Origin of the sequence: Halomonas tibetensis, assembly GCF_042643535.1 — a bacterium.
In the GTDB taxonomy this organism is placed as follows: Bacteria; Pseudomonadota; Gammaproteobacteria; order Pseudomonadales; family Halomonadaceae; genus Halomonas; species Halomonas tibetensis.
The window spans coordinates 193,101-211,695 of record NZ_JBHRSQ010000008.1; the positions used below are offsets into that span (position 1 = coordinate 193,101).

The 18,595-nt window shown below is 64.8% G+C and carries 15 protein-coding genes; 11 read left to right on the plus strand and 4 right to left on the minus strand.

The annotated features are described in order from the left end of the window. Nucleotides 1-10 precede the first annotated feature (10 nt). Together ACFODV_RS05940 and leuS are read right to left on the minus strand one after the other, a co-directional pair. Nucleotides 11-493: an LPS-assembly lipoprotein LptE gene (locus tag ACFODV_RS05940; protein WP_379756100.1), complete on the minus strand. Its 483-nt coding sequence runs from the start codon at nucleotides 491-493 to the stop codon at nucleotides 11-13. 26 nt (nucleotides 494-519) lie between these two features. Beyond that, nucleotides 520-3,153, minus strand: a complete 2,634-nt coding sequence (gene leuS, locus ACFODV_RS05945) for a leucine--tRNA ligase (RefSeq protein WP_379756103.1) — start codon at nucleotides 3,151-3,153, stop codon at nucleotides 520-522. A gap of 210 nt (nucleotides 3,154-3,363) precedes the next feature. On the opposite strand from leuS, the gene ACFODV_RS05950 reads away from it, so the two are divergent. Further along, nucleotides 3,364-3,888 (plus strand): zinc ribbon-containing protein, encoded by a 525-nt coding sequence (locus ACFODV_RS05950; RefSeq protein WP_379756106.1) that lies wholly within the window; start codon nucleotides 3,364-3,366, stop codon nucleotides 3,886-3,888. Nucleotides 3,889-3,892: 4 nt separating this feature from the next. Here ACFODV_RS05950 and ACFODV_RS05955 read toward each other — a convergent pair whose 3' ends face one another. Both ACFODV_RS05955 and ACFODV_RS05960 read right to left on the minus strand, forming a co-directional pair. After that, nucleotides 3,893-5,236, minus strand: coding sequence for a hypothetical protein (locus ACFODV_RS05955; RefSeq protein ID WP_379756109.1), 1,344 nt, complete (start codon nucleotides 5,234-5,236; stop codon nucleotides 3,893-3,895). Nucleotides 5,237-5,278: 42 nt separating this feature from the next. Continuing rightward, nucleotides 5,279-6,175, minus strand: a complete 897-nt coding sequence (locus tag ACFODV_RS05960; protein WP_379756112.1) for a LysR family transcriptional regulator — start codon at nucleotides 6,173-6,175, stop codon at nucleotides 5,279-5,281. Between the two features lie 130 nt (nucleotides 6,176-6,305). Here ACFODV_RS05960 and leuC point away from each other — a divergent pair, with 130 nt between their 5' ends. The 10 genes from leuC to accD all read left to right on the plus strand — a co-directional run bounded on the left by leuC (nucleotide 6,306) and on the right by accD (nucleotide 18,591). After that, on the plus strand, nucleotides 6,306-7,769 hold the full coding sequence (gene leuC / locus ACFODV_RS05965; protein ID WP_379756115.1) for a 3-isopropylmalate dehydratase large subunit: 1,464 nt from the start codon (nucleotides 6,306-6,308) through the stop codon (nucleotides 7,767-7,769). A 3-nt stretch (nucleotides 7,770-7,772) separates the two neighbouring features. Then, nucleotides 7,773-8,420 carry a 3-isopropylmalate dehydratase small subunit gene (gene leuD / locus ACFODV_RS05970; RefSeq protein WP_379756118.1) on the plus strand — a complete coding sequence of 216 codons (648 nt, stop codon included), beginning with the start codon at nucleotides 7,773-7,775 and terminating at the stop codon, nucleotides 8,418-8,420. A 26-nt stretch (nucleotides 8,421-8,446) separates the two neighbouring features. After that, nucleotides 8,447-9,526 carry a 3-isopropylmalate dehydrogenase gene (gene leuB / locus ACFODV_RS05975; RefSeq protein WP_379756121.1) on the plus strand — a complete coding sequence of 360 codons (1,080 nt, stop codon included), beginning with the start codon at nucleotides 8,447-8,449 and terminating at the stop codon, nucleotides 9,524-9,526. Between the two features lie 116 nt (nucleotides 9,527-9,642). After that, nucleotides 9,643-10,755: an aspartate-semialdehyde dehydrogenase gene (gene asd / locus ACFODV_RS05980; protein WP_379756124.1), complete on the plus strand. Its 1,113-nt coding sequence runs from the start codon at nucleotides 9,643-9,645 to the stop codon at nucleotides 10,753-10,755. Between the two features lie 266 nt (nucleotides 10,756-11,021). Next, the gene (locus ACFODV_RS05985) at nucleotides 11,022-13,787 is read left to right on the plus strand and encodes a FimV/HubP family polar landmark protein (RefSeq protein WP_379756127.1); all 2,766 of its coding nucleotides are present in this window, start codon (nucleotides 11,022-11,024) and stop codon (nucleotides 13,785-13,787) included. A 7-nt stretch (nucleotides 13,788-13,794) separates the two neighbouring features. Beyond that, entirely contained in the window at nucleotides 13,795-14,715 is a 921-nt protein-coding gene (gene truA / locus ACFODV_RS05990; RefSeq protein WP_379756130.1) for a tRNA pseudouridine(38-40) synthase TruA, read from the plus strand. Then, nucleotides 14,712-15,350 carry a phosphoribosylanthranilate isomerase gene (locus ACFODV_RS05995; RefSeq protein ID WP_379756133.1) on the plus strand — a complete coding sequence of 213 codons (639 nt, stop codon included), beginning with the start codon at nucleotides 14,712-14,714 and terminating at the stop codon, nucleotides 15,348-15,350. Before truA ends, ACFODV_RS05995 begins: the two co-directional genes overlap by 4 nt. 90 nt (nucleotides 15,351-15,440) lie before the next feature. After that, nucleotides 15,441-16,655 carry a tryptophan synthase subunit beta gene (gene trpB / locus ACFODV_RS06000; protein ID WP_379756136.1) on the plus strand — a complete coding sequence of 405 codons (1,215 nt, stop codon included), beginning with the start codon at nucleotides 15,441-15,443 and terminating at the stop codon, nucleotides 16,653-16,655. Between the two features lie 15 nt (nucleotides 16,656-16,670). Beyond that, nucleotides 16,671-17,486, plus strand: a complete 816-nt coding sequence (trpA, locus tag ACFODV_RS06005) for a tryptophan synthase subunit alpha (RefSeq protein ID WP_379756305.1) — start codon at nucleotides 16,671-16,673, stop codon at nucleotides 17,484-17,486. A gap of 79 nt (nucleotides 17,487-17,565) precedes the next feature. Then, nucleotides 17,566-18,591 (plus strand): acetyl-CoA carboxylase, carboxyltransferase subunit beta, encoded by a 1,026-nt coding sequence (gene accD / locus ACFODV_RS06010; RefSeq protein ID WP_379756139.1) that lies wholly within the window; start codon nucleotides 17,566-17,568, stop codon nucleotides 18,589-18,591. The last annotated feature ends 4 nt before the right edge of the window (nucleotides 18,592-18,595 follow it).

Genomic DNA, 18,595 nt, shown 5'->3' on the forward strand with positions numbered 1-18,595 from the left:
AAGAGCACCTTCACAGGCTGCGCAGCCGGTCGAGAAGCCGGCGCACGGCAGCCTCGCGCAACTCCTGCCTGGCCTCCTCGCGCAGGTCGTCCTGAATCAGCAGGTTGGCGTCACTCACCGTGTAGCGTGTGGAAACCTCCAACTGCTGTTGATCGAACAGATAGGCGCCGTCGCGGCGGCGCTGCACCGAGAAGGGAACAATCAGTGTTATTTCCTCCTCCCGCGGGCCGGAGTCGAGCACGCTGAGATTGCGCCGCTGGGTTTCCTCCTGGCCCAGGTTGAGCACCCGAACGGCGCCGTCATGTACGCGGGTGCCGCTGTCCTCGAGCCGCTTACGAGTGAGTCGGGAGAGATCGCTGTCCGACCCGCTTAGGGCCAGCTCATCGATCCCTGAGGTTGGCTCATCGAATCCGCGCAGCTGAAAGCCGCAGCCGGAGAGTGCAAGGCTGGCGATGCCTGTCAGGCCCAGGGTGAGAAAGGTGCGTCGCTGCATGGATCACTCCCTTTACAGGTTGGGGCTCAGCCCACCACGATATTGACCAGCTTGCCGGGTACCACGATCACCTTGCGTACTGTCTTGCCTTCCAGATGACGTTGCACGTTCTCGGCGGCGAGTGCCGAGGCCTCGACGGTGGCCTTGTCGGCGTTGGCGGCCACCTCGATGCGGGCGCGCAGCTTGCCGTTGACCTGCACCACCAGCTCGATGGTGTCGCGTGTCAGCGCCGACTCGTCCACTGCCGGCCAGCTAGCATCGATGGCCGGCTCGTCATGGCCCAGTTCGTGCCACAGGGCATGGCAGGCATGGGGCACGATGGGGGCGAGCAACAGTACGCAGGCCTCTACCGCCTCGCGAGCCACGGCCAGGTCCTGGGCCGAGTGTTGGACCGAGGCATCGTCACCAGCTTGCGGGAAGCGGGCGATGGCGTTGGTCAGCTCCATCACTGCGGCAATGGCGGTGTTGAAGGTGATGCGCCGTCCAATGTCGTCGCTGGCCTTGGCGATCGTTTCGTGAGTCTTGCGGCGCAGCTCGCGCTGGGACTCAGTCAACGTCTCGGTCAGCGCCGCGACGTCGAGCCTGCCAGGCTTGCCGCCCGCCAGGCGCTCGGCCTCGAGGTGGTCAGACACCATGCGCCACAAACGCTTGAGGAAGCGGCTGGCCCCCTCGACGCCGGAGTCGGACCACTCCAGTGACTGCTCCGGCGGGGCGGCGAACATCATGAACAAACGCACGGTGTCCGCGCCGAAGCGGTCGATCATGGACTGGGGGTCGACGCCGTTGTTCTTCGACTTGGACATCTTCTCGATGCCGCCCATCACTACCGGCGCGCCGTCCTCGATCAGCACGGCGCTGATTGGGCGTCCCTTCTCATCGCGCTTGACCTCGACGTCGGCGGGATTGAACCACTGCTTGCCACCGTTCGCGGTCTCTCGATAGTAGGTCTCGGCGATCACCATGCCCTGGGTGAGCAGGCGCTGGAAGGGCTCGTCGACGTTGACCAGGCCCATGTCGCGCATCAGCTTGGTGAAGAAACGCGCATAGAGCAGGTGCAGGATGGCGTGCTCGATGCCGCCGATATAGAGATCCACTGGCAGCCAGTAGTCGGCGCGCTCATCGAGCATCGCCTCCTGGTTGTCGGCGCAGCAGAAGCGCGCGAAGTACCAGGAGGACTCCATGAAGGTGTCGAAGGTGTCGGTTTCACGCATCCAGCCCTCGCCCAGGTCGCTGAACGCCGGCATCCGCTTGAGCGGCGAGCCGGAGGCATCCACGGTGACTTCCATGGGCAGGGCGACTGGCAGTTCCTCGTCCGAGAGCGCCACCGTCTGACCCTCGGGGCCGTACTTGACCGGGATCGGCGCGCCCCAGTAGCGCTGGCGGGCTACGCCCCAGTCCCGCAGGCGATAGTGGGTCTTGACCTCGCCGCGGCCGAGCTTCTTGAGCCTGGCCGCAATGGTGTCGAACGCCGCCTCGAAGTCCAGGCCATCGAACTCGCCGGAGTGGATCAGGGTGCCGTAGTCGTCGTGGGCGCCTGCGGAGAGATCTGGTGTCTGGCCGTTCTCGTCGGCGATCACCGCCTCGATGGGAATGCCGTATTTGGTGGCGAACTCCCAGTCGCGCTGGTCGTGGCCGGGCACGGCCATTACTGCACCGGTACCGAACTCCATCAGTACGAAGTTGGCGACGTAGACCGGCACCTCGCGGCCGGAGAGGGGATTCACGGCCAGGTGGCCGGTGGGCATGCCCTTCTTCTCGCGGGTGGCCAGCTCGGCTTCGGAGGTTCCGCCCCGGGTGCACTCCTCACAGAAAGCGGCAAGCGCCTCGTTGCCTTTGGCGGCCGCCTTGGCCAGCGGGTGGCCGGCAGCCACCGCCATGTAGGTGACGCCCATCAGGGTGTCGGGGCGGGTGGTGTAGACCGACAGCGGCTTGCCGGGTGCGCCATTGGCGTCCTTGATGTCGAACGTCATTTCCACGCCGCGGGACTTGCCGATCCAGTTGCGCTGCATGGTCTTTACCTGCTCCGGCCACTCGATGGTGTCCAGATCGGCCAGCAGCTCCTCGGCGTAGTCGGTGATGCGCAGGAACCACAGCGGAATTTCCTTGCGCTCCACCAGCGCACCAGAGCGCCAGCCACGGCCGTCGATTACCTGCTCGTTGGCGAGTACGGTCTGATCCACCGGATCCCAGTTGACCGTAGACATCTTCTTGTAGACCAGCCCCTTCTCCACCAGTTTGGTGAAAAACCACTGCTCCCAGCGGTAGTAGCTCACATCACAAGTGGCGAACTCGCGGCTCCAGTCGTAGGCAAAGCCTAGCGCCTTGAGCTGCTGACGCATGTAGTCGATGTTGTCGTAGGTCCACTTGGCCGGCGGTACCCGATTCTGGATCGCGGCGTTCTCTGCCGGCATGCCGAAGGCGTCCCAGCCCATGGGCTGCAGCACGTTCTTGCCCTGCATGCGCTGGTAACGCGAGACCACGTCGCCGATGGTGTAGTTGCGCACATGCCCCATGTGCAGCTTGCCGCTGGGATAAGGGAACATCGACAGGCAGTAGAACTTCTCGCGGCTGGCATCCTCCACCGCCTTGAAGCACTGGTTTTTGTCCCAGAACTGCTGGGTGTCGCGTTCGATCTCTTGGGGCTTGTACTGTGCGTCCATCGCTGTCTGTGGATACCTTGCAAGTTGGCGCGCCAACCGGTGGTAACGCGCGGTCGTGGCTTGTCCGGCGTCATGTCCTGGGGCCAGTATGGCGACAAGACGTTGAACTGCCGGCAGGAAGTCGTCTAAATGGTAAGCAAGGATACCCCAGCACGGCCCGGCCCGGCTATGCCCGGCCCCGCCGGCTCACCGCAGTAAAAGGATCAGAACATGAGCGAATCGCCGCAATCCCATCGGGACAACCGCCTGCGCGACGGCTACGAGCGCATGCTTGAACGCCTCCGCGAAGGGGCCCAGGAACTGACATGGGAGAACCTGCAGCAGGAGCTTGATGACGCCGTGGAGTTCGAATCAGAACTTGAGGAGTTCACCAAGGATGAACTGTCGCTGCTGCGCGCCTGGGTCGAGCGCGACCTGAAGGACATGCGTCGCTATCTGAGTGCCGGCGGCGAGGGAGTGGCAGCATGGCTCGGCATCGATCTCTCGGCGCTGTCGCGCAAGGTCAGCGAATCGCTTCTCTCCATCGCCGACCGAAGCGTGGTGGAGCGTGAGCGCTTCGAGGAGGACCTGGAAGCCGCCCAGGCGGACTACTGCGAAGGTGAAATGGCGGTACCCGGCCGCATGGCCTGCGTTCACTGCGGCGCCGAGGTGGAGCTGCCCGAGCTGACTCGCATCGACCCCTGCCATCAGTGCGGTCACCGCTACTTCAAGCGGGCGTCGATGGCGTCGTTGTAGTGGGCTAGAGCCAAGTATCCAGCCCCACGATGGCGATCACCACCAGAGCGGAGAGTGCGCCCGCATAGCCTAGGTTCTGGCGCATCATGACGGTGCCGCTGATGCCATAGCGTCCCTGCAGGGAGAGGTTGATGCCGGAGAGCGGGCCGACGCTGGTGCCTACTGCCCAGGAGGTCAGCGCCACGAAGGCGAACAGGGTCTGACGATCGCCGCTGACCTCCAGCATCGAGGCCAGTACCGAGACGCCGATGATCGGATGCAGCCCGATGACGGCGCTTGCCACAATGGCCAGGAAGCTGGCCACCGCCTGGGGGGCGCCGAAGTGGGCGAACAGCGCCCATTGGTTGCCGGTGGCGGCGCCGATCAAGGCCGATAGCCCCTGGGTCAGCAGGCCGGCGCAAAGGAACAGTGAGATCTCGCCGCGCATGGCGGGCAGCCGCTCCAGCGTGTGGCTGCGCACCCGCCGCAGGGCCCAGAGCGGCCCCTGGGGCAGGTTGCTCGTCAGCGCCACCGCCGGCAGCAGGAAGGTAATGATGCTGACGATGGAGAGTCCCGGCGTCAGGCCGTAGTGGAAAAGCAGCACCAGGGCCGCCATGCCCACCGGCATCAGAAGACTTTTCGGCGAGAGCGAGTAGCCGGCAACGTCGGAGAGGTCGAAGCGCCGTGACAGGTCTAGCAGCGAGAGCGTGCCTGCCAGCATCCCCAGCGGCAGGCCAATGACCAGGATTGTCGTGAAGCGCATTTCAGGCGCCAGGGTCATTACCACGCCCATGGAGGCGAAAAAGGGCGACCACAGCGCCGCACTGGAAAGCCCGCGATTTAGGGCCAGCAGCTGCGGCAGGCTCAGCTCACCGTGGCGCTTCAGCCGATCTCCCACCATGAACACCGTGGAGAGATTGAGGATGGCGCCGAGCAGGTGCACGCCCAGCCAGGTGCCGGCGGTGCCGCGCCGGCCGGTCACGGCGCTGCCGGGCGGGGCTGCGTGCCCTCGGTGGGTGCCGATCAGGCCGATGAAGCTGACCCCCACCAGCATGGCCACCACATAGCTATTGCCGTCCAGCAGCCGATGCCAGGCGATCTCTGCACCGAAGCCCAGGACTGCGACCACTGTCAGGACTAGGCCAAGCCCCGCCAGGATGCCGGCCTGGCGACGATTACCGCGCTTGAGGTCTGGCCACAGCAGCAGCACGGCCAGCCAGAAGGCGTAGCTGACCGCCGGCAAGGCAATCGGCAGGCCGGCCAGGCGCAGCACCTGCAGGGCCAGCCCGAGCAGGATCAGGCTTCCGGCGAGGGCCTGGCGAGGCGATATCGTCGAGGAGGGTATCAGCGAGGAGGATGGCGGCGACACGAAAGCAAACTCTTGGCGAAGACGTTGAGCAGTCTAACGAATTTACCGCTCAGGTGCCCTGGCCGGCAGCTCCCGGGCCGCCTCGAGCAGTTCCAGCATGGCGCGGGCGGCGTTGGAGAGAGTGCGGCTGCGATGGGCCAGATAGCCCAGGGGGCGATGGATCGGCGGGTGGTCGATGGTCAGCTCATGAAGCTCGCCCGCCACCAGGCGCTCCGGCAGCAGGCTCCAGCCCAGGCCTATGGCGGTCATCATCTTCAGGGTCTCCAGGTAGTTGGTGGAGAGCGCCACCGGCAGGCGCAGGCCGGCAGCGGCGAAACGCGCCTCGATCAGGCCCCGTGTGAAGGTCAGCGGGCCGGGCAGTACGGCGTCGAACTCGCAAAGCTCATGCAGGGCCAGTTGCCCCCGGGAGGCCAGCGGGTGGTCCGAGGCGCAGACGAAGACAAGGCGGTCGACCCATACCGGCACGACCTCGAGCTGAGGGTCGGGGTGGGGAGCGAGCGTCACCACGGCGATCTCCAGAGAGCCGTCGAGTACCCCCTGATACGCCTCCTCGGAGTCCAGGAAGTGCAGGTCCAGTCGCACCTCGGGATGCGCGTGGGTATAGGCCTTGAGCAGCGGCGGCAATCGGTGCAGGCCGATATGATGGCTGGTGGCCAGTGTCAGGCTGCCGCCCACACTGCCTTCCAGATTGCCCAGCGCCCGACGGCTATCGTCCACCATCACCAGAATCTGCCGCGCTCGAGGCAGCAGTAATCGTCCTGCTTCGGTCAGGCTGATGCCTCGGCCGATGCGATCGAACAGCCGCGCGTCGATCTGGGTCTCAAGGACAGCAATGCGCTTGCTCACCGCCGGCTGGGTCAGGTGCAGTTGCTCCGCGGCTCGGGAGAAGCTGCCGCTCTCGGCCACGGCCAGGAAGGCCTGCAGGCTCTGGGTATCCATGGCGCCTCCACTAAAGTATTCCTAATAGGAATGCAATCCATAAATAACATGAATTGATTTTATGAGCCAGGAGCGGGAGACTGCACTGAATCAAATAGGTAATCATGGGCCACAGGCCCGGGAGAGCGATATGTCAGGCCAGACACTCTATGACAAGCTGTGGTCACAGCACCTCGTCAAGGAACGCGACGATGGCACCGCGCTGATCTACATCGACCGCCAGCTGCTCCACGAAGTGACTTCGCCCCAGGCCTTCGAGGGTCTGCGACTGGCGAGCCGCAAGCCGTGGCGCCTCGACGCTAACCTGGCAACGCCCGATCACAACGTGCCCACTACGCTCAAGGAGCGCGCCGAGGGTAACGCCGGGATCAAGGATCCGGTGTCGCTTATTCAGGTACAGACCCTCGACGATAACTGCGTCGAGTTCGGCATCGAGGAGTTCAAGATCAACGACCCGCGCCAGGGCATCGTCCACGTGGTGGGGCCGGAGCAGGGCGCGACTCTCCCAGGCATGACCGTGGTCTGTGGTGACTCCCATACCGCCACCCACGGTGCCTTCGCGGCCCTGGCCCACGGCATCGGCACCTCCGAGGTGGAGCACGTGCTCGCCACCCAGTGCCTGCTGGCCCAGAAGATGAAGAACATGCAGGTGCGCGTCGAGGGTGAGCTCGGGGTGGGCGTCACCGCCAAGGATGTGGTGCTGGCCATCATCGGCAAGATCGGCACCGCCGGTGGCACCGGCTACGCCATCGAGTTTGCCGGCAGCGCCATCCAGAGCCTCTCCATGGAAGGCCGCATGACGGTGTGCAACATGGCCATCGAGGCCGGCGCCCGGGTCGGTCTGATCGCTGTGGACGATACCACCATCGATTACCTCGCCGAGCGTCCCTTTGCGCCCACGGGTGAACAGTGGCAGGCCGCCGTGGCCGACTGGCGTGGTCTGGTCTCCGACGACAGTGCCGAGTTCGACAAGGTGGTGGTGCTCGATGCCGCGGAGATCGAGCCGCAGGTCTCCTGGGGCACCAGCCCCGAGATGGTCACCGGCATTTCGGGCGAGGTACCCGATCCCGCCGAGCAGACCGACGACACTCTTCGCAGCGGCTATACCCGGGCCCTTGAGTACATGGGGCTCGCCCCGAGGCAGAAGATCACCGATATCCGTCTCGACAAGGTCTTTATCGGCTCCTGCACGAACTCGCGCATCGAAGACCTGCGCGAAGCGGCGAAGGTGGCCCGCGGCAAGAAGGTGGCGGACTCCATCAAGTTGGCCATGGTGGTGCCGGGCTCCGGCCTGGTGAAGCGCATGGCGGAGGCCGAGGGCCTGGATCGGATCTTCACCGAGGCGGGCTTCGAGTGGCGTGAGCCGGGCTGCTCCATGTGCCTGGCCATGAATGCCGACAAGCTCGGCGCCGGCGAGCACTGTGCCTCCACCTCCAACCGCAACTTCGAGGGCCGCCAGGGCTACGGCGGGCGCACTCATCTGGTGAGCCCTGCCATGGCCGCCGCTGCCGCAATTGCCGGCCACTTCGTGGACGTGAGAGGGGTGGGAAACCACGGCGCCGCCAACGACAACGCCCAGGGTCAGGAGGCCTGAACCATGAACAAGTTTGAACGCACCGAAGGCCTCGTCGCTCCGCTCGATCGGGCCAACGTCGATACCGACCTGATCATTCCCAAGCAGTTTCTGAAGTCGATCAAGCGCACCGGCTTCGGCGTCAACCTGTTCGACGAGCTGCGCTACCTCGACGAGGGCTACCCGGGGCAGGATTGCACGACGCGTCCTCTCAACCCCGACTTCGTGCTCAACCAGCCGCGCTACCAGGGAGCCAGCGTCCTGCTGACCCGCCGCAACTTCGGCTGCGGCAGTTCCCGCGAGCACGCCCCCTGGGCACTGGAGGACTTCGGCTTCCGGGTGGTGATCGCGCCGAGCTTCGCCGATATCTTCTACAACAACGCCTTCAAGAACGGCCTGCTGCTGGTCACCCTTCCCGAGGAGACCATCGACCGGCTGTTTGCCGAGGCGGAGGCCAGGGAGGGATATCGGCTCGATGTGGATCTCGAGAGCCAGCGCGTTACCACGCCCTCCGGCGAGATCCTCGAGTTCGAGGTGGACGACTTTCGCAAGCACTGCCTGCTCAACGGCCTGGACGATATCGGCATCACCCTGCAGGACGAAGACGCCATCCGCGTTTTCGAGGCCAAGCACCGCGTCGCGCGCCCCTGGCTCTTCCGCGACTCAGCCTAAACAAGGGCCTGAACAAGGACGAAGCAATGACTCAGAAGATTCTGGTATTGCCGGGTGACGGCATCGGCCCCGAAATTACCGCCGAGGCCAGTCGTATCCTGGCGGCCTGCCAGGCCCGCGGCCTGGACGTCGAGGTGGAAGAGGGCCTGGTGGGCGGCAGCGCCTATGACGTGCATGGCGAGCCGCTGCCCACCGAGACCCTGGAGAAGGCCAAGGCCGCTCGGGCCATCCTGCTGGGTGCCGTGGGCGGCCCGAAGTGGGACACCCTCGAGGACCTCGCCAAGCGCCCCGAGAAGGGCCTGCTTGGCCTGCGCAAGAACCTGGGGCTCTTCGGTAATCTGCGCCCTGCCATCACCTACCCGCAGCTGGCCGATGCCTCCAGCCTCAAGCCGGAGCTGGTCGCCGGCCTCGACATCATGATCGTGCGCGAGCTGACCGGCGGCATCTACTTCGGCCAGCCCCGCGGCATCGAGGAGCGCAACGGCGAACGGGTGGGCTTCAATACCTATGTCTACTCCGAGAGCGAGATCGAGCGCATCGGTCGCGTTGCCTTCGAGATGGCGCAAAAGCGGGGCAAGAAGCTCTGTTCCGTGGACAAGGCCAATGTCCTCGAGGTCACCATCCTGTGGCGCGAGGTGATGGAGCGGTTGGCGCCGGAGTATCCTGACGTCGAGCTCTCCCACATGTACGTCGATAACGCCGCCATGCAGCTGGTGCGGGCGCCCAAGCAGTTCGATGTCATGGTCACCGGCAATATGTTCGGCGACATTCTGTCGGATGCCGCCGCCATGCTCACCGGCTCCATCGGTATGCTGCCCTCCGCCTCGCTCAACGAGAGCGGCCAGGGCATGTACGAACCCTGCCACGGCAGCGCCCCGGACATCGCCGGCCTGGGTATCGCCAACCCGCTGGCGACCATCCTCTCGGTCGCCATGATGCTGCGCTACTCCCTGGACGAGCCGGCGCTGGCAAATCGCATCGAGGACGCCGTCGGCAAAGTGCTGGACGATGGGTTGAGAACCGCCGATATTGCCTCGGTGGGCACCCGCACCGTCTCTACTGCGGAGATGGGCGACGCGGTTCTGGCGGCCTTCGAGGCACTCTGAGTCCGTCGGCTGCTGTGCGCTAATCTGTTGTTGAGCATGGCCATGCCGGGCCCGCCTGCGAGGCGGGCCCGGTTTCTGTATAATATGTCCCACATTCGATTATTGGAGGACTTCACATGTTGAAAGTCGGTTTCGTCGGTTGGCGCGGGATGGTCGGTTCGGTGCTGGTCCAGCGAATGGTAGAGGACGGTGACTTCAACGGCATCGAGCCGATCTTCTTTACCACCTCCCAGGCCGGTCAGGCCGGCCCCGACGTCGGCGTGGATGTGCCTCCCCTCAAGGACGCCTTCGACCTCGACGCCCTCAAAGCGCTAGACGTCATCGTCACCTGCCAGGGCGGCGACTACACCGAGAAGGTCTACGGTGACCTGCGCAGCGGCGGCTGGAAGGGCTACTGGATCGACGCCGCCAGCACGCTGCGCATGAAAGACGAGGCCACCATCGTTCTCGACCCGGTCAACCGTCACGTCATCGATGCCCAGCTAGCGAGTGGCGCCAAGACCTTCGTCGGCGGCAACTGCACCGTCAGCTTGATGTTGATGGGGCTGGGCGGCCTGTTCGAGGCGGACATGATCGAGTGGATGACTTCCATGACCTACCAGGCCGCTTCCGGTTCCGGCGCCAAGCATATGCGCGAGCTGCTCAACCAGATGGGCACCCTGCGCGACAGCGTGGCCGATGAGCTCGCTGATCCGGCCAGCGCCATCCTCGACATCGACCGCCAGGTCACCGCGGCCATGCGATCGGGCGAGTTTCCCACCGAGAATTTCGGCGCCCCGTTGGCCGGAAGCCTCCTGCCGTGGATCGATGTCAAGCGCGACAACGGCCAGAGCAAGGAGGAGTGGAAGGGCACCGTGGAGACCAACAAGATCCTCGGCCTGCAGGACAACCCCATTCCCATCGACGGCCTCTGCGTGCGCATTGGCGCCATGCGCTCTCATAGCCAGGCCTTCACCATCAAGCTGAAGAAGGATGTGCCCCTCGACGAGATCGAGGATCGCCTGGCGAAGCACAACGACTGGGTCAAGGTGGTGCCCAACGACAAGGAGGCCACCATCCGCGACCTGACCCCGGCCGCCGCGACCGGCACCCTCACCGTTCCGGTGGGTCGCCTGCGCAAGCTGGCCATGGGCGGCGAATACCTCTCCGCCTTTAGCGTCGGCGACCAGCTGCTGTGGGGCGCCGCCGAGCCGCTCAAGCGGATGCTCAAGATCCTGCGCGAGCAGTAAAGCGCCATGCTCGGCCTCGCCAACATCGCCCGAGGCCAGTGATAACGGGGCGTCTCCTTCGGGAGACGCCCCGTTTTGCATGAGTGGGCCGTTGATTCGCAGGGTCTGGATCAATAGCTTACGTTGAAGGTATGACGACTGGCATGACCCCGCCCAGGGGCGTTGAGACGGCGAATATGGTACACAGGTAACATAACGACACTACGATATGGCAGAGGTGCCGCGAGATTGACGCGCGGCCCAGCCGACGGACGCAAGGGACCTCCATGAAACGCAAGCTGACACTCGCCATGCTGCTTTCGCTTTCCGCCGCGAGCCCTATGGCGCTGGCCCTGGGGATTGGGGATGCAGACGTTCGCTCCACGCTAAACGCACCGTTGCGTGCCACTCTGCCGCTGACCGATGCCGCGGGCATCCAGGCCGGTTTGCTTAACGTCTCTGTGGCCGATGAGCGCGCCTTCGTCGCGGCCGGGCTGCCTCGAACCCCGCTGGCGGCCAGTGTCCGATTGACGGTGGAGCAGCGACAGGGGCGCCTGGTGGTCGACCTCACCACAGAGAGACCAGTTCGCGAGCCCTGGATGGACCTGCTGCTGCGGTTTGATTGGCCGGGGGGGCAGCAGCTGCGCGAGGTGACCCTGCTGCTCGACCCACCGGACTATGACCAAATGCCCGCACTGGTGGTGGGCAGTCGGCCCCTTGCGTCTGCGCCTGTCAGTGTCTCGGCGCCATCACCCCGGGACGCTGCGCCGGCACAGGTCGCGGCGCCTCGGCCCTCTGCGGCACCCGCCCGCAGCGGCGACCCCACCATGGTGCGCAGCGGCGACACCCTGTGGGCCATCGCGGGGCGCCTGCGTCCGGACAGCGGCATCAGCATGAACCAGATGATGGTCTCTCTGGTGGAGGCGAATCCCGAGGCCTTCCCTTCTGGCAATATTAACGCCATGCGCGCGGGCTTCAACCTGGTGGTCCCAAGCCGCGAAGCGATTGCCGCCCGCTCCGGGGATGATGCTGGCCGGATCGTTGCGGAGATGAATCGGGCCTGGGCTAATCGCGGCGGTGGTGCCCCGGCAAGGGTAGCGATGGGGAGTCCGTCGGCTAGTCAGCCCGCTTCCGTCGCTGTGGCGCCGACCGAAGCGGCGGTTGCCTCGCCTCAGGCGGTATCTCCGTCTCCTGCCGACGAAACGTCGGCCGAATCGCCGGAAGCATCCGAGCCTGGCGACGCCGATGCCCCCCTTGCCGAGTCCGAGGAAGCCCTCGAAACACCGCGCCTCACCCTGCTCACCGATGCTCAGGTGGCCGCGGAAGCTGCCGAAGGCAGCGACGAGGAGGACGCCAGCGGCGCTATCAGCGATAATTCCGACGATAACGATATGGGCGATGGTCTCGACGAGGCTGGCGAGACCACGGGCTCCTCTCGGGCCATGGCCGACTCCGACCTGCTGGCCGAACTCTACGGCGACGGCGAGTTGACCAGCGACGAGCGCCTTGTTCGCCTGGAAAACCAATGGCTGGAGCGTCGTGACACCCTTGAAGCGGTCCAGGGAGAGCGCGACCAGCTCCAGGAAGATCTTTCCGAGATGCGCGACGAACTGGCGGCGTTGCGTGAGCAGCTAGCCTCGCTCGCCGCCGGCGGCGTAGGGATGGATGGTCCTGGGGCCGGTGGAATGACTGCCCCGGAGGGATCATCGGGAGAGCGCCCCTGGTGGGGCGCTATCTACCAGGGCGATGTCGACCGCAATCTGATGCTGGGCGGTGCTGGCCTTGCTGCTTTATTAGCGCTTTGGGTTGCGGTGCGCCGTCGTCGTCGAGAAAATTCCGGACCCACCGCGGGCGGGGCGGGCACGGTGAGGGTTGCCGTGCCGGGCGCCCAGGCGCCAGGGCAGCACGAGAGCGCAAGCTTGGCGCCGACCGTGCCCGCCGCGCCTTCGGTACAGGGCTCTCTGCCCCAGGCCGAAGCGATAAGCGAGGCCGATATCTTTATGGCCTATGGACGCTACGACCAGGCCCGCGAGCTTCTTGAGGCAAATCTTGCCCGCGAGCCTGAGCGTGATGATCTGCGACTCAAATTGCTCAATGTTCATCTGGAGCAGGGTAGCCGAGAGGAAGCCGAACGCGAGGCTGTCCGGCTGCGCGATGGGGATAACCCTGCTGTGCGCGACGAGGTGGAGCGCCTGCTCACGCGCTATGGCCTGGCGTCTGCCGCAACCGGTGCCTCTGTCGCTGCTGTTGCCGCTGGAGAGCGTGCGGTGTTCAACAAGCCCGCGGAGCTTCCTCCGCGAATGTTCGACGATACGACTGGCCCGGAGTCCGACTCGCCGGAGCAGGCCTCAGAAGATGAGAGGCAAAGTGACAAGGACACCGCAGGTGCGCCTCACGTGCCCAACCCGGCTCACAAGGGCCCTGAAGCGGCCGCCTATCGTCGCCCGGAATCCATGGATGAACCCTCGACGCCTCCAGACGAGGCGCCGACGCCCAAGCCCGTCAAGCCAGAGCCGGTCAAGCCAGAGCCGGTCAAGCCAGAGCCCGTAAACCCAGAGACGGTCAAGCCAGAGACGGTCAAGCCAGAGCCCGACAAGCCCGAGGCATCTGAGGTAGCCACCCGGCGCCAGGAGGACGGCCGAGAGATCATCGACTATCGTCCTCCGACGCTGAACCCTTCGCCGGCCCCCAGGGAAGAGACCCCCATGCAGCCCGGCATCGATTTTTCTTCCGATGATCTCGGGTTGGCAGAGAAGGGTGCCGGGTTCGACGATGGGGCGAGCCTGGATCGCCCGGAGGCGGGGGACGATGACGCCGTCGACGAGGCGCTTCCCCATGAGTGGGAGGTAGAGGAGGTTTCCTTCCCGTCTCTGGAGGCGGATAATGATATTTTTTCTTCCAGCGCCGCTCCGGAAAGCCTGGCCGAAGCCCGTCGGCGGGTCGAGGCAGGCGATGGGGGTCGGGCACGCCAGCTGCTCAACGAGTTGAAGAGCAGCGACGATCCGGCCATTCGCGACGAGGCGGTGGCGCTGCTCAGACGACTGGATGCCTGACCGCCGCATGACCCTTTTAACACTCCTGGATGACCACACCCCCCTGGCCGGACGCTTGGCCATGGGAGTCGAGTATGACGGCAGCGCCTACTGTGGCTACCAATTCCTCAAACACTCGCCCTCCGTGCAGGCCGCTTTCGAGAAGGCCCTGACCAAGGTGGCCAGCCAGCCGATTCGCGTTCATGCCAGCGGCCGCACCGATTCTGGTGTGCACGCCACTCGCCAGGTCGTCCACTTCGACACGCCCGTGCCGCGTTCTCAGAAGGCCTGGGTGTTCGGCGTGAATGCCAATCTGCCACGAGATATCGCCGTGCGCTGGGTCAAGGAAGTGCCTGAGACCTTCCACTCTCGTTTAAAGGCCTTGGCGCGCCGCTACCGTTACATCCTGCTCAATCAGCCCAGCCGCCCGGTGCTGGAGCGCGCCAATGTCACCTGGTGTCGCGACCCGCTGGACGCTGATGCTATGCACCGCGCCGCCCAGGCCTTGGTCGGGGAGCACGACTTTTCCAGTTTCCGTGCCGCCGGCTGCCAGTCCAGGACTCCTTGGCGCCATCTGCACTTCATTGAGGTGCACCGTCACGGTCCCTTGGTGGTGGTGGACGTGCAGGGGAATGCCTTCCTTCACCACATGATTCGCAATATCGTCGGCGCCCTGGTCGCCGTGGGCCGCGGTGAACGCGATGACGACTACCTATCAGACTTGATGGCGCTCAAGGATCGCACCCAGGGCAACGTCACCGCGCCGGCCTGTGGCCTGCACTTCGTTGATTCTCTCTACGATGACCACTGGGGCCTGCCCCGGGAGCTGCTGGGGCCCAATCTGCTGGCTTTCCTCGGCGAATGGACCGGCGAGCGTGCACTGCCCGATTGTCCCATTATCGATTTCCGTCGTGGCCGGCCGGTGGCTGTTGAAGGAGAGGGGATATGATCCGGCGGACCCGCGTAAAACTTTGCGGCCTGACCCGCCCCGAGGACGTTGATGCCGCGGTGGCAGCCGGCGCCGACGCCTTGGGCTTTGTGCTCTGGCCCGGCAGTCGACGCGCCGTGGATGAGGAACGCTTGGCCGATTTGGCGGCTCGCGTGCCGGCCTTCGTCACTCGGGTGGGGTTGTTTGTCGATCAGGACCCGGCGCTGATCGAGCGCTGCGCCGTGCATCTGGATCTGCTGCAGTTCCACGGTGACGAATCGCCGGCCTACTGCGCGGGCTTCGATCGCCCCTGGATCAAGGCGCTGCGTATGCGTGACGACCTCGACCTACATGCCGCCGCCCAGGCTTACCGGGGCGCTCAGGCGCTGTTGCTGGATGCTTATCGCCCCGGCGTGCCGGGCGGCACCGGTGAGACGTTCGACTGGTCCCGAATCCCCGCAGGGCTGGCAAAACCTGTTATCCTCGCTGGAGGTTTAGATGCCGATAATGTGGCCTGGGCCGTTTCTACCGTAGCGCCCTTCGCGGTGGATGTTTCCGGCGGCGTGGAAGCCTCGCCCGGCATCAAGGATGCCGACTATATAGCGGCCTTCTTCGCGGCTGTGAGTCGAGGAGATGGGGCGCGTCTTTTGCGCTGACCCGTTCTCCCAGTAAAGGTTTGGCGCCTGTCATCACGCGCTGGTATTGTTTTTCCCCTTGCCTTCTGGCGATCTAGTGAGGTGTCTTTCGTGAGCAAGTTCAGTGACCTGACCCGACTGCCGGATGTCCGCGGCCATTTTGGTGCCTACGGCGGCCGGTTCGTCTCCGAGACCCTGAGCTTCGCCCTGGACGATCTCGCCAAGACCTACCTGAGTCTTCGCGACGATCCAGCCTTCCAGGCGGAATTCGACTACGACCTGGCCCATTTTGTGGGTCGTCCTTCGCCGCTTTATCTTGCAGAGCGATGGTCGAATCAGATCGGTGGCGCGCGGATCTGGCTTAAGCGAGAGGACCTGAATCATACCGGCGCCCACAAGGTCAATAATACGGTCGGTCAGGCGCTGCTAGCCAAGAAGACGGGAAAGCCGCGGGTGATCGCCGAGACTGGGGCAGGGCAGCACGGAGTAGCCTCTGCCACCGTGGCGGCCCGACTGGGTCTTGAGTGCGACGTCTATATGGGTGCTGCGGATGTGGAGCGGCAGAAGCTCAACGTTTACCGCATGCGCCTGTTGGGCGCTAACGTGATCCCAGTAGAGTCTGGTACCCGCACGCTCAAGGACGCCATGAACGAGGCGCTGCGCGACTGGGTGACCAATGTCGACACCACCTATTACATCATTGGCACCGTCGCCGGTCCGCACCCCTATCCGATGATTGTACGCGACTTCAACGCGGTGGCGGGGCGCGAGGCCCGCCGCCAGTCCTTCGAAGAGTTCGGCAAGCTCCCCGATGCGCTGATTGCGTGTGTGGGGGGCGGCTCCAATGCCATGGGCCTCTTCTATCCCTTCGTCGAGGATGACGAGGTGGCAATGTATGGCGTCGAGGCGGGTGGCGATGGCGTCGAGACCGGCCGTCACGCCGCGCCTCTGGCGTCGGGCGCCCCGCGGGGCGTGCTGCACGGCAACCGCACCTATCTGATGTCCGATGAGGGCGGCCAGGTGTCGGATACCCACTCCATCTCCGCCGGCCTTGACTATCCGGGCGTCGGCCCCGAGCACGCCATGTGGAAGGATGCAGGGAGGGTGAAGTATGTGGCCGCCAATGACACGGAGGTGCTCGAGGCCTTCCGCGAGCTGACTCAGGTCGAGGGCATCATGCCGGCGCTAGAGACTGCCCACGCCCTGGCTTATGCCAAGGTGCTGGCCCCGACCATGCGCCCGGACCAGAACATCGTGATCAACCTCTCCGGTCGTGGTGACAAGGACATCATGACCGTGGCAAAGATCGACGGGATCGAATTCTAAATGACGGCCCAGACCATGAATCGTATTGACCAACGCTTCGCCGATCTCAAGGCTCAGGGCCGGCGCGCCCTGATTCCCTTTATCACCGCTGGCGATCCGGCGCCTCAGCACACCGTGGGCTTCATGCATGCCCTGGTAGAGGCCGGGGCCGACGTGATCGAACTGGGCGTCCCCTTCTCCGATCCCATGGCCGATGGCCCGGTGATCCAGAAGGCCTGCGAGAGGGCGCTGAAACATGGCGTGCGCCTCAGCCACCTGTTCGAAATGGTGCGTGAGTTTCGCCAGACCGATACTGCCACGCCGGTGGTGCTGATGGGCTATCTCAACCCCATGGAGCGTATCGGTCTGTCCGCCTTCGCCGAGCAGGCCGCTGCGGCCGGCGTCGATGGCGTGTTGACCGTGGATATGCCCCCGGAGGAAGCGGAAGAGGTTGGCCCGCTGCTCAAGTCCCACGGCCTGGCTTCAATCTTCTTGGTGGCGCCTACCACTTCCAGAGCTCGGGCCGCTACAATATGCGCCCATGGTGAGGGCTATCTCTACTATGTGTCGCTCAAGGGTGTGACGGGCTCTGCCATCCTGGACGCCGACGATGTGGCTGCCCATCTGGCGCCGCTGCGTGAGATGACCGATCTGCCGCTTTGCGTTGGCTTCGGGATTCGAGACGGCGCCTCGGCCGCCGAAGTGGGTAAGGTGGCCGATGGCGTCATCGTCGGATCGGCGCTTGTCACCCGCATCGCAGAGAATACCGAGCGCCCAGAGGTTATTCCCGGCGAGCTCAAGGCGGTGCTTAGCGAGATGCGCCTGGCCCTGGATGCCCTGAGCCAACGCTGAGCGAGGCTTTCACCACCGTATTCGACCTATGCGCCCGGCTTGTGCCGGACGCCGACCACATGACGGAACCCTTTCTGACATGAGCTGGCTAGACAAAATCGTACCCTCCATGGGTCGTATTCAGCGCAAGGACCGCAGGGCCAGCGTGCCCGACGGCCTCTGGCGCAAGTGCCCCAAGTGCGAGGCGGTGCTCTACCTGCCTGAACTCGATAAGCACCACAATGTGTGTCCCAAGTGCGACCATCACCTGCGGCTCACGGCGCGCAAACGTCTCGACTGGTTTCTCGATAAGGATGGCCGAGAGGAATTGGCCGTCGACGTTGAGCCCGTCGATCGCCTCAAGTTCCGCGATTCCAAGAAGTACAAGGACCGGCTGGTGGCGGCCCAAAAGGAGACCGGAGAGAAAGACGCCCTGATTGCCATGCGCGGCCGGCTAGATGGCTTGCCGGTGGTGGTGGTGGCATTCGAGTTCAGCTTCATGGGGGGCTCCATGGGCGCGGTGGTCGGCGAGAAGTTCGTCCGTGCCGCCACCCTGGCCCACGAAGAGGGCATCCCGCTTATCTGCTTCTCCGCCTCCGGCGGAGCGCGCATGCAGGAAGCGCTCTTTTCGCTGATGCAGATGGCCAAGACCTCCGCCGCCTTGGAAAAGCTGAAGCAGGCCGGCGTGCCTTACATCTCGGTGCTCACCGACCCGGTGTTCGGCGGCGTTTCGGCGTCTCTTGCCATGCTGGGCGACCTCAACGTGGCTGAGCCCAACGCGCTGATTGGCTTCGCAGGCCCCAGGGTCATCGAACAGACGGTGCGTGAGAAGCTCCCCGAGGGCTTCCAGCGCAGCGAGTTTCTGCTTGATCACGGCGTTGTCGACATGATCGTGCGGCGCAGCGAAATGCGCGACCGCCTGGGAGCGATGCTGCGCAAGCTCACCCATCAGCCTGCTCTGGGGCCCCCTGAGCTGCCTGCCGACGAGCCGGACCTGGTGGATGTTGCTGAGCAAGCCGAGGTCGAACAGGCCCTCGAAGCGACTGTTTTGCCTCAGGCGCCGGGTGGTGACGAGGCAACACCCAAGCCCGACACTGACGGCGTTCAGGACGACGGCCGTCGCTGAGCCG